9 protein-coding genes are annotated in these 10,691 nt (G+C 72.4%); 6 read left to right on the forward strand and 3 right to left on the reverse strand.

From position 1 onward, the window contains the following. From EAD98_RS16370 to EAD98_RS16380, 3 genes are all read right to left on the reverse strand, one after another. A partial coding sequence (locus EAD98_RS16370; RefSeq protein ID WP_147457406.1) for a serine/threonine-protein kinase occupies nucleotides 1-925 on the reverse strand: 925 nt, incomplete at its 3' end. Nucleotides 926-1,059: 134 nt separating this feature from the next. Continuing rightward, nucleotides 1,060-2,394, reverse strand: a complete 1,335-nt coding sequence (locus EAD98_RS16375; protein WP_199723431.1) for a glycosyltransferase family 4 protein — start codon at nucleotides 2,392-2,394, stop codon at nucleotides 1,060-1,062. Between the two features lie 138 nt (nucleotides 2,395-2,532). Further along, entirely contained in the window at nucleotides 2,533-4,476 is a 1,944-nt protein-coding gene (locus EAD98_RS16380) for an amylo-alpha-1,6-glucosidase (protein ID WP_121654934.1), read from the reverse strand. Nucleotides 4,477-4,518: 42 nt separating this feature from the next. On the opposite strand from EAD98_RS16380, the gene EAD98_RS16385 reads away from it, so the two are divergent. The 6 genes from EAD98_RS16385 to EAD98_RS16410 all read left to right on the forward strand — a co-directional run bounded on the left by EAD98_RS16385 (nucleotide 4,519) and on the right by EAD98_RS16410 (nucleotide 10,165). Next, the gene (locus tag EAD98_RS16385) at nucleotides 4,519-7,224 is read left to right on the forward strand and encodes a glucosidase (RefSeq protein WP_121654935.1); all 2,706 of its coding nucleotides are present in this window, start codon (nucleotides 4,519-4,521) and stop codon (nucleotides 7,222-7,224) included. A 215-nt stretch (nucleotides 7,225-7,439) separates the two neighbouring features. Next, nucleotides 7,440-7,898 carry an SRPBCC domain-containing protein gene (locus EAD98_RS16390; RefSeq protein WP_121654936.1) on the forward strand — a complete coding sequence of 153 codons (459 nt, stop codon included), beginning with the start codon at nucleotides 7,440-7,442 and terminating at the stop codon, nucleotides 7,896-7,898. Continuing rightward, nucleotides 7,895-8,245, forward strand: coding sequence for a metalloregulator ArsR/SmtB family transcription factor (locus EAD98_RS16395; RefSeq protein WP_121654937.1), 351 nt, complete (start codon nucleotides 7,895-7,897; stop codon nucleotides 8,243-8,245). Before EAD98_RS16390 ends, EAD98_RS16395 begins: the two co-directional genes overlap by 4 nt. A 1-nt stretch (nucleotide 8,246) precedes the next feature. Further along, a complete protein-coding gene (locus EAD98_RS16400) occupies nucleotides 8,247-8,690 on the forward strand; it encodes an SRPBCC domain-containing protein (protein WP_121654938.1) in 444 nt (147 codons plus the stop codon). A gap of 87 nt (nucleotides 8,691-8,777) precedes the next feature. Beyond that, a complete protein-coding gene (locus tag EAD98_RS16405; RefSeq protein ID WP_233583852.1) occupies nucleotides 8,778-9,413 on the forward strand; it encodes a TetR/AcrR family transcriptional regulator in 636 nt (211 codons plus the stop codon). Between the two features lie 41 nt (nucleotides 9,414-9,454). After that, nucleotides 9,455-10,165 (forward strand): HAD family hydrolase, encoded by a 711-nt coding sequence (locus EAD98_RS16410; RefSeq protein ID WP_121654940.1) that lies wholly within the window; start codon nucleotides 9,455-9,457, stop codon nucleotides 10,163-10,165. Nucleotides 10,166-10,691 lie beyond the last annotated feature (526 nt).

Consider the following 10,691-nt stretch of genomic DNA (forward strand, 5'->3'; position numbering starts at 1 on the left):
CGTCTGCGGCGGGCGGAGGCCCCGGGGCGCCGGCCCGATCGGCGGTGGTCTGGTCGGGCCCGGGCAGCGGGATGGTGGAATCCTGAGCGGCCAGGTCGGTTGACGCGTCGGGACGGTCGGCCGGATCCGCTGCCGGTTCTGTCCGTTCCGGCTCCGGGGGCGGGCCGGCGTGGCCGGTCGCGGCGGCGGTGAGCAGCCGGTGGGCCGCCTCGTGGTCGAGGCGGTCGCGCGGGTCGCGGCGCAGCAGCCCGTCGAGCACCGGCGCGAGCGGCCCGGCGTGCGGTGCCGGGTCCGGTGGCCCGGCCGCGAGCGCGCTCAACGTCGCCATCGCGGTGCTGCGGGCGTACGGGGAGCGTCCCTCCACGACGGTGTGCAGGGTGGCCCCGAGCGACCACAGGTCGGCGGCCACCGTGGACACCCCCTCGGCGGCCCGCTCCGGGGCGACGTACTGCGGGGAGCCGAACACCATGCCGGGGCGGGTCATCGCACCGTCGCCGCCGTCGAACGTGGCCAGCCCGAAGTCGGCGAGCATCACCCGGCCGTCGTGTGCCATGAGCACGTTCTGCGGTTTCACGTCGCGGTGCAGCACTCCGGCCGTGTGCGCCGCCCGCAGCGCGTCGAGCAGGGCCAGGCCGATCCGGGCCGCCTCGGCCGGAGCCAGCGGCCCCCCGGCGTCCAGCACGTCCTGCAGGGTGCGGGACGGGACGTACTCCATCACGATCCACGGGCTGCCCTCGACGGGGACGACGTCGTAGAGCCGGACCACGGCGGGGTGGTTGAGCCGGGCCGCGGCGCGCGCCTCCCGCAGGGTGCGCGAGCGCAGCTCAGCCCGCTCGTGGTCGGCCAGCCAGCTCGGCGGCACGACCTCCTTGACCGCGACCTCTCGGTGCAACATCTCGTCGCGGGCCCGCCACACCCGGCCCATGCCTCCGCGACCCACCAGGTCGAGCAGCCGGTACCGACCGGCGATCAGCACCTGCGCACGCTCCTTCTCCGCCGCTGTCCGGGATACACCCTAACCAGCGGATCGGAAGCCACCTATCGGTCGTCCGCTTCGGCTCAGCAGGCGGCGTGGTCGGCCGCGGCGAGCAGATTGCCCTCCGGAATGGCGATCCGGGTACGTCCGCCCGCCAGTCGGGCGGCGGCCCGGTGGGCCTGAAGTGGGCCGTGCTCGCGTCGGGCGGTGGTGTAGCTGGCAGCGGTGCGGGCGGCGATGCTGGACCAGCCGTACCGTTCGACGACCATGGTGCGTGCCCGGCGGGCCACCCGCCGGGCGAAGACCTCGTCGCCGAGAAGGTGGCCCACCGCGCCGGCGAGGGCGTCCGGGTCGCTGTGCGGGAACGTCACGCCGGTCACGCCGCTCTCGACGATCTCGGCGAGCCCACCGGTGTGGGCCACCGCGAGCGGCGCACCGGCGGCGGCCGCCTCCAGGGCCACCATGCCGAACGGCTCGTAGAGGCTGGGCACCACGGTGGCGTCGGTGGCGCCGAGCACCGCCGGCAGCTGGGTGGCGTCGAGGAAGCCGGTGAAGCGGACGGTCGAGCAGAGCGCCAGCCGGCGGGCCTCCTCCTCCAGTTCGGGGCGGTACGGGCCGTCGCCGGCGATCACCACGCGCAGCCCGGGGTGCTGCTCGCGCAGGCGGGGCACCGCGTGCACCAGGTGCTGCACGCCCTTCTCGTAGACGAGGCGGCCGGCGTACCCGATCAGTGGGCCGTCCGCGGCGAACCGGGCCCGGGCCGAGGCGACCGCGCGCGGCCGGGCCCGCCAGGCCCGGTCGTCGACGCCGTTCGGCACCACGTCGACCTGGCCGGCCGGAAGGTCGAACAACGCGGTCACCTGGTCGCGCATGTACCCCGAGCAGGTGATCACCCGGGCGGACTCGGTGGTGAGCCACTGTTCGACGCCGTGGATGGTGCGGTTCATCTCCTCGGGCAGCCAGCCCTGGTGCCGGCCGGCCTCGGTGGCGTGGATGGTGGTCACCAGGGGGAGGTCCAGGTGTTCGGCGAGGGTGATCGCGGTGTGGGCGACGAGCCAGTCGTGGGCGTGGATGACGTCGTACGTGCCGGCTTCGGTGGCGCGCAGCGCGGTGCGGGTGAGGGTGTGGTTGAAGGCCATGGTCCAGGCCAGTAGGGAGTTCGTGGCCAGGGGGAAGGTGACGGGGTCTTCGGGGGCGCGCAGGATGCGCACGCCGTCGGCGTACTCCTCCAGGGGTGCGCCTTCGGCGTGGCGGGTGACGACGGTGACCTCGTGGCCGGCGGCGGCGAGGGCGACGGAGAGGGCGTGGACGTGTCGGCCGAGCCCGCCGACGAGCACCGGCGGATATTCCCAGGAGAGCATGAGCACCCGCAGGTGCCGGCTGGGGTGGATGTCGATCACGTGGGCGTCGGGTGACATGCGGCCCCCTTTGAATTGTCCCCGGGCGCGCGCCGACCGCACCGGAGCCGGTGCCCGCCGTCGCGTCTGGATCTCGGACCAATCCTGCCGGGGTCGAGATAACCAGCGGAGACGCCGCCGTTGCGGTCGTGTAAAGCGCTACTGGCCCTTTCGGCGCACCCGCAGCAGCTCGGCCACCGACCACGCCTGGAACGGGCAGCCGGTCGCGGCGTGCGGCGCGAGGCCGTCGGCCGTCTCGCTCACTGAGCCTAGCCCGAACTCGGTCAGATGTGTCTCAATACCGACTAAAACGTCATCGACCGACATCTTGCCGCGGCGGCAGGCGTCCACGTACGGGCCGAGCAGCCACGGCCAGACGGTGCCCTGGTGGTAGCCGCCGTCCCGCTCGGCCGGGCCACCCCGGTGCCGGCCCACGAACTCCGGCGAATCCGGGGCGAGACTGCGCGGCCCGAGCGGGGTGAGCAGCCCGGCCGCGACCCGACGCAGCGTCGCCTCGTCCGGCTCCAGGGGCGCGAACGGAAGCGACCAGGCCAGCAGCTGGTTGGGGCGCAGCGAGTCGTCGTCGTGCAGGGCGGCCCCGCCCAGCGGGTACGCCGGCGCGGGAGCGTCCAGCACGTCGTGCAGCCAGCCGCTCGGCGCCGGGTAGCGGGCCCGGAACGAGGCGGTGGCCTGGTCATGCCGTCGCCGCAGCTCCGTCGCGTCCTGACCGGCCAGCTCGGCCAGCTCGGCGAGCCCGGCCAGTCCGTTGATCCACAGCGCGTTCACCTCGACCGGCTTGCCGGTACGCGGGGTGACCGGCACCCCGTACACCCGGGCGTCCATCCAGGTCAGCGCGGTGCCGGGCGCGCCCTGGGTGAGCAACCCGTCGGCCGGGTCGACGGCGATGCCGTAGCGGGTGCCGGCCACGTGCGCGTCGATCACCGAGCGCAGCGCCGGCAGCAGCTCGTCGCCGAGGTCGGTGTCACCGGTGACGGTGACGTGCCGGCTCACCGCGTGCAGGAACCACAGCGTGCCGTCGACGGTGTTGTACTCCACCCGCCCGGTGTCCGCCGTGTTGGCCAGCATCCCCTCGGACAGCGTCGCCGCGTACGCCCGCAGCAGCTCCCGCCCCTCGTCCGCGCGGCCGGTGCACAGGAACAGCCCCTCGTACGAGATCATCGTGTCCCGCGACCAGGCCCCGAACCACGGGTACCCGGCCACCACGTCGACGGCCGTGCCACCGGTGCGCACCACGAACGCGTCGGCGGCCAGCGCGAGCGTCGCCTCCACCGGGTCCGCCGGCTTCGCCGTCGCCACCACCTGGCGGTTACGCCTACGGGCGGTCGCCACGATCTCCGCGGCGGGCGGCGGCTCGTCGTCGAGCCGACCGGCCCAGGCCCGCACCGAGACCGTGTCACCTGGGCGCTCCAGCTCGCCGGCGAAGCGGCCCGCGTACCAGACGTCCTCGTCGGGGTGCAGGCCCCGGCTCGCCTCCTCGCGGTGGTGCACGCCCAGCCACCACTGACCCTCCGGCGTCCAGCCCGGGCCGGCCAGCCGGTACGCCCCCTCCACCACCGCGCCGTCGGCCACCGCCTCGACCTGCGGCGTCGGGCCGTCGGCGCGCCGCTCGCCGTGCGCGTCGCGCCAGGTGCAGGCGGCGGAGAGCTCCAACCGGACCGGTCCGCCGGCCACCAGCCGGTGCACCACCGCCACGCAGGAGCGGCCGGGCAGCATCGCCAGCTCCCGCTCGATCACCACCGCGCCGATCCGCCACCGCCACCGGGGCAGCCCGTCAACCAGGTCGAAGCGTTCCAGCAGCTCGAAGCCGCGCGGGTCGACGTCGCCGGAGGACCACTGGTGCGCGCCGAGCCGGACCCGCGCGCCGGACGGCAGGGTGACCGCCGGATCGAGGCTGACCAGTCCCACCCGGCGGGACGCCGGCGTCTCGCCGGGGACCACCAGCAGGCCGTGGTAGCGCCGGGTCCGCAGCCCGGCGACGGTGCCCATCGCGTACCCGCCGACGCCGTCGGGCACCAGCCACTCCCGGCTGGCCGCGCTGGCCAACTCGCCGCAGACCTGGGGACCGAAGTGAATGTCGATCAACTTTCCTCCACCGGCGGCGGGGTGTAACACGCCACGACGAGAATGGCCGCTGTGGTCAAGTACCCCGGGGGCGTCAAAGATGTGCACGTGATCACTGACGGTTCGTCCTCCGACGCCTCGCCACCCGACGCCGAGCGGCTCCGGCTCGCCCAGGCCGACTCGGGGGAGCAGGACTGGCGCGCATGGGGTCCCTATCTGTCCGAACGGGCGTGGGGGACGGTGCGGGAGGACTACAGCGAGCACGGTACGGCCTGGGACTACTTCCCGCACGACCACGCGCGGTCCAGAGCCTACCGCTGGAATGAGGACGGGATGGCCGGTGTCTGCGACGACCGGCAGACGTTCGCCTTCGCCCTGGCGCTGTGGAACGGCAAGGATCCGATCCTCAAGGAGCGGATGTTCGGCCTCGGCGGTGACGGCGGCAACCACGGCGAGGACGTCAAGGAGTACTGGTGGTACGAGGACTCCACGCCCACCCACTCCTGGATGCGCTGGCGTTACCACTACCCGCAGGCGGCCTTCCCCTACGACGAGTTGGTCGCGGTGAACGCGCTGCGCGGCCGGGACGACACCGAGTACGAGCTGGTGGACACCGGGATCTTCGACGACGACCGGTACTGGGCGGTGAGCGTCGACTACGCCAAGGCGTCCCCGACCGACCTGTGCATGGTGGTGACCGTCGCCAATCGGGGCGACCGGGCGGCCACCCTGCACGTGCTGCCCACCCTGTGGTTCCGCAACACCTGGGCCTGGGGCCTGCCCGGCGGTGACCGGATTCCCCGGCTGACCGGCGAGGGCGCCCGGCTGGTCGGCGAGCACCGGGTGCTCGGCCAACTGCTGCTGGAGGGCGACGGCGACCCGGTGCCGCTGCTCTGCGACAACGACACCAACGCCGAGCGGCTCTGGGACCTGCCCGGCCGGTCCCGCTATCCGAAGGACGGCATCAACGACCACGTGGTCAACGGCGCCGCCACGGTCAACCCGGCGCGGGAGGGCACCAAGGGCGCCCTGCACTACGTGCTCGACGTGCCGGCCGGCGGGCAGCGCCAGATCCGGCTGCGGCTGACCCGCACCGCGTCGCCGCCGGCCGCCGCCCCGCCGCCCCGGGCGGACCTCGGCGACGGCTTCGAGGCGGTGGTGTGGGCGCGGCGCGCCGAGGCGAACCGCTTCTTCGCCGGCGTGATCCCGGAGGCCGCCACGCCGGACGAGGCGCTGGTGGCCCGGCAGGCCATCGCCGGGCTGATGTGGGGCAAGCAGTTCTACCACTTCGACGTCAAGCGCTGGCTGGACGGCGACCCGGGGTCGACGCCGCCGGCCGGGCGTCGCCACGGGCGCAACAGCGCCTGGTGGCACATGACGAGCTTCGACGTCATCTCCATGCCCGATCCCTGGGAGTACCCCTGGTACGCGGCGTGGGACCTGGCCTTCCACTGCGTGAGCATCGCCCGCGTCGACCCGGGCTTCGCCAAGGCGCAACTGCTGCTCCTGCTGCGCGAGTGGTACCTGCACCCCAACGGGCAGATCCCGGCGTACGAGTGGGCGTTCGGTGACGTGAACCCGCCGGTGCACGCGTGGGCGGCGCTGAAGGTGTTCGAGATCGACGGCGGCCGGGACCACGACTTCCTGGCCCGGGTGATGCACAAACTGCTGCTCAACTTCACCTGGTGGGTCAACCGGAAGGACACCGGCGGCAACAACGTCTTCGAGGGCGGCTTCCTCGGGCTGGACAACGTCGGGCCGTTCGACCGGTCGGCGGCGCTTCCGGTGGCCGGTGTGCTGGAGCAGTCCGACGGCACCGGCTGGATGGCCATGTACGCGCTGAACATGCTGGACATGGCGATCGTGCTGGCCGAACACGACCGCACCTGGGTGGACACCGCCACCAAGTTCTTCGAGCACTTCGCGTACATCGCCGCCGCCGCGTACGAGCAGGGGCTGTGGGACGACGAGGACGCCTTCTTCTACGACGTGCTGCGGCTCGCCGACGGGACGAAGGTGCCGCTGAAGGTCCGGTCGGTGGTCGGGCTGCTGCCGCTGGCCGCCACCACCCGGCTCACCGCCCGGACCCTGCACCACCTGCCGGAGCTGGGCGCCCGGCTGCGCTGGTTCCTCGCGAACCGCCCGGAGTACGCCGAGGTGATCGGCACCCGCCGGCTGGGCCCGGACGGCCGCCAGCAGCGGCTGCTGTCCATGGTCGGCCCGGAGCAGGTGGTGCGGCTGCTCGCCCGGATGCTCGACCCCGACGAGTTCCTGTCCGACTTCGGCCTGCGGACGCTGTCCCGCGCGCACCTGGACAAGCCGTTCTCGGTCACCCTCGGCGGGCAGGAGTTCTGCGTCGGGTACGAGCCGGCGGAGTCGACCAGCGGGCTGTTCGGCGGCAACTCGAACTGGCGTGGGCCGATCTGGATGCCGACGAACTTCCTGCTGATCAGCGCGCTGCGCGACTACGCGGCCTTCTTCGGCGACGACCTCCAGGTGGAGTACCCGACCCGCTCCGGAGTGAAGCGGACCCTGGACGAGATCGCCGACGACCTCTCCGCCCGGCTGATCTCGCTCTTCACCCAGGACGACTGGGGCCGGCGGCCGATCTACGGCGCGTGCCGGATCTTCCAGACCCACCCGGACTGGCGGGACCTGATCGCCTTCCCGGAGTACTTCCACGGCGACAACGGGGCCGGGCTGGGCGCCTGGCACCAGACCGGCTGGACAGCCCTGATCGCCGACCTGATCCTCACGTTGCGCCGCTGACGTCCGCGCCGCCGCGCGACCGGTGGCGGCGTCGGCGCCGGCATGATCGTGCTCGATCACCGGTGTAGTGGCGTCCCGGCCTCCGCAGGCCACTCGATCCTGGAACGAGCACGATCATGCGGCCCAGGCAACAGCGAAGTGCAACCAAAGGTTGCGCCTCGCGTCGTGGTTGTTGTAGCTTTACGCAACCAAAGGTTGCGAAAGGTTGGAGTGGCATGGAGCAGGGATCGATCGAGCGGGACATTCATGTCGACGCGTCGCCCGAGGTGGTCTTCGAGGTGATCAGTCGGCCGGAGCACATGCGGGAGTGGTGGCCCGACGACGCGCGGTTCGAGCCCCTCGCGGGCGCACCCGGTGAGCTCGTGTGGCGTAACGATGAGACGGGGGAGACGACGACCGTCGCGTTCGCCGTCGTCGAGGTCGACCCTCCGAAGCGATTCTCCTTCCGATGGTGCTACCCCGAACCGGACCGGAGCGGACCCTCGCTGCTGGTCACCTTCGAGCTGGTCCCGACCGGTGCGGGGACACGGATCCGCATGACCGAGACCGGGTTCCGCGAGATGGGCTGGGAGGTCGCTCTTCTGGAGCAGCAGTACCAGGACCACGTGATCGGATGGGACCACTACATTCCCGCGCTGGGCACGTACGTCGCGCGGCTGGTCTCCACCTCATGAGCACCGCGGTCGACGACGACCTCTGGTCGGCCATCGGCGACCCCATCCGGCGCACGATGATCGACCTGCTGCTCACCGGGGGGCCTGGCACCGCCACGTCACTGAGCGAACGACTACCCGTCACCCGCCAGGCTGTCTCGAAGCACCTGGCCGTCCTGGACCGGGTCGGTCTGGTGCACGCCGCGCCGGCCGGGCGCGAGCGGCACTACCAGGTCGACGAGGCGCAGCTCGCCCGGGCTGCCGCCCAGATGTCAGCGGTCGGTGCCACCTGGGACGCCCGACTCCGCCGGATCAAGCGGATCGCCGAGGCGATCGACCGCAACCGCACCGACAACAAGGGAGAGTGAAATGGTCGACATCCTGCACCGGGTCGGCGTCGTCGCTCCGCTCGACGACGTGTACCGAGCAGTGGCAACTCCGGAGGGCATCGCCGGCTGGTGGACGACCGACACGGTCGGCAAGAGCGAGGTCGGCGGACGCCTGGCCTTCCGGTTCGGCGACGTCGGCGGCTTCGACATGGAGGTCCTGGAGCTCGATCCCTCCGGCCGCGTGCGGTGGCGGGTCACCGACGGCCCCGGGGAATGGATCGGCACCGAGATCGGCTGGCGCCTCGACCAGCGCGGCGAGTACACGATCGTCCAGTTCACCCACGCGGGCTGGCGCGAGCCGGTCGAGTTCATGCACCACTGCAGCACCAAGTGGGCGACGTTCCTCCTGAGTCTCAAGGAGCTTGTGGAGACCGGGCGTGGCAGGCCGGCGCCGGACGACGTCCGGATCAGCGACTGGCACTGAGCCTCCGGCTCGGCAGGACGGGCACGTGCAGTCACCAATCTGTCATGGCGCGACTGCGGACGGTGTCTTCGACTTACGCTCGTGGGCGTGTCCGGACCTGCCGAGGGAGCCACCGAAGAGGACCGACGTGACCTCATCGTCACGGTCGCCCGGGAGTTGGCCGAGGTCGAGGGCTGGACGGGGGTGAGCCCTCGGCGGTTGGCCGAGCGTGCCGAGGTCGACGTCGGTGACCTCTACCGGCACTTCGCCGATCAGGAGGCGCTGCTCGCCGCCGTGGCGGTGTGCGCCTTCGCCGACCTGGCCGCCGACCTGGCCGAGGCCCACGCGGAGGCGACCGGCGGTCCGGAACGGGTCTGGCCGGCGGTGGCGGGCGCGTACCTCGACTTCGCGTACGCGAATCCGGAGGTCTACGACGCGATGCTCGCGCTGACCCCCGACCTGGCCCTCGGCGTCGATGGGGTGCCGGCCGCGCCGCGCGGCGTGTTCGCCGAGCTGCGGGCGGCCCTGACCCCGTTGGCCGAGGGGCGTGACCCGGACACCCTGGCCGAGGTGGGCTGGAGCCTGCTGCACGGCATGGTGATGCTCACCCGGGGCGGCCGGCTGCGCCCGGAGGCGCAGGAGGAGCGGGAGACGATGATCGCCGAACGGCTGTTCCACTGGCCCTGCCCGCAGGCGGCCGAGTCGGACGGAAACCCGTTGGGTGCACCGCGCGTCATGCCCTAGGGTCCCGGACCGTCAGGGGCGTTGATCACGAAGGGGGCGGCATGACGGTGGACCAGGCGGCGCGTCGGCAGGCGCAGGTGCTGATCTTCGACGCGGACGACACGTTATGGGAGAACAACGTCGTCTTCGAGCGGGTGATCGACGACTTCCTGGCCTGGCTCGACCATCCCACCCTGGACCGGGTGGAACTGCGGGCCGTCCTCGACGACATCGAGCGGGCCAACACGGTGGCGCACGGCTACGGCAGCAAGGTCTTCCTGCGCAGCCTGGCGGAGTGCCTGGAGCGGCTGCGCGAGCGACCGGCCACCGACGCCGAGCGCCAGGAAATCGAGCGGCTGGCGGTGGCCCTGGTCGAGCACCAGGTGGAGCTGATGCCCGGCGTGGCCGACGCGCTCGACGAACTGGCCGGCCGGCACGAGTTGCTGCTGCTGACCAAGGGGGACCAGGTGGAGCAGCAGCGCAAGCTGGACGCGTGCGGGCTGCTGCACCATTTCGGAGCAGCGCACATCGTCGCGGAGAAGAACGTCGACACCTACCGGTGGTTGGTGCGGGAGCACGGGTTCGAACCCACCGCAGCCTGGATGATCGGCAACTCTCCGAGGTCGGACATCCTGCCGGCCCGGGCGGCGGGGTTGAACGCGGTGTTCATTCCGAATGAGAACACCTGGGTGCTGGAGGACGACGAGCTGGACCCGACCGACGCCGGCGTGTTGCGGCTGGCCGCGTTCCGCGACCTGCTGGCGCACTTCTGACCGCTCCGAGCCCGAACAGCGTCTGACCGCTTCGAGCCCGAACAGCGTCGGCGATCATGGTCGCGTTACGCCGACATGCCGCTTTTTCCCCTTGAGATCAGTCACGCCGCCAGCGGTCCTGCCCCGCTTGTCCACCCCCCGTGACCCGCCTAGCCTGGGTCGGCGCCCACGGTCGTTCGGGGTGTGCCGGGGGCGCACCGGCGTCCAGCGGGTGGGCACCGTGGAGCTGAGTGCAGGGCGGCCGGCCTTCCAGCCGAGTCGCGTGGGCGTCGAGCCACGCCCGCACGCGGCGGGGGCCGAAGCTGCCCGCTCCCATGCCGGACGACCGGGGGTCAGGGCCGGGTAGTTGCGGACCCGGTTCTGACCCGGCCCATGAAACGACGACCCGGGCGAGCGGGGCAGACCGCGCGCCCGCTCGACTGCCAGGATGGTGGAATGAAGCGCAGATCTCTCCTGTTCGGCGCCGCGGCGGGCCTGGCCGCGCCGACGCTGCTCAGCCCGGCGGCGCCGGGCTGCACCCGCGGCC

This window comes from Micromonospora sp. CV4, assembly GCF_003667455.1.
Lineage (GTDB): Bacteria > Actinomycetota > Actinomycetes > Mycobacteriales > Micromonosporaceae > Micromonospora.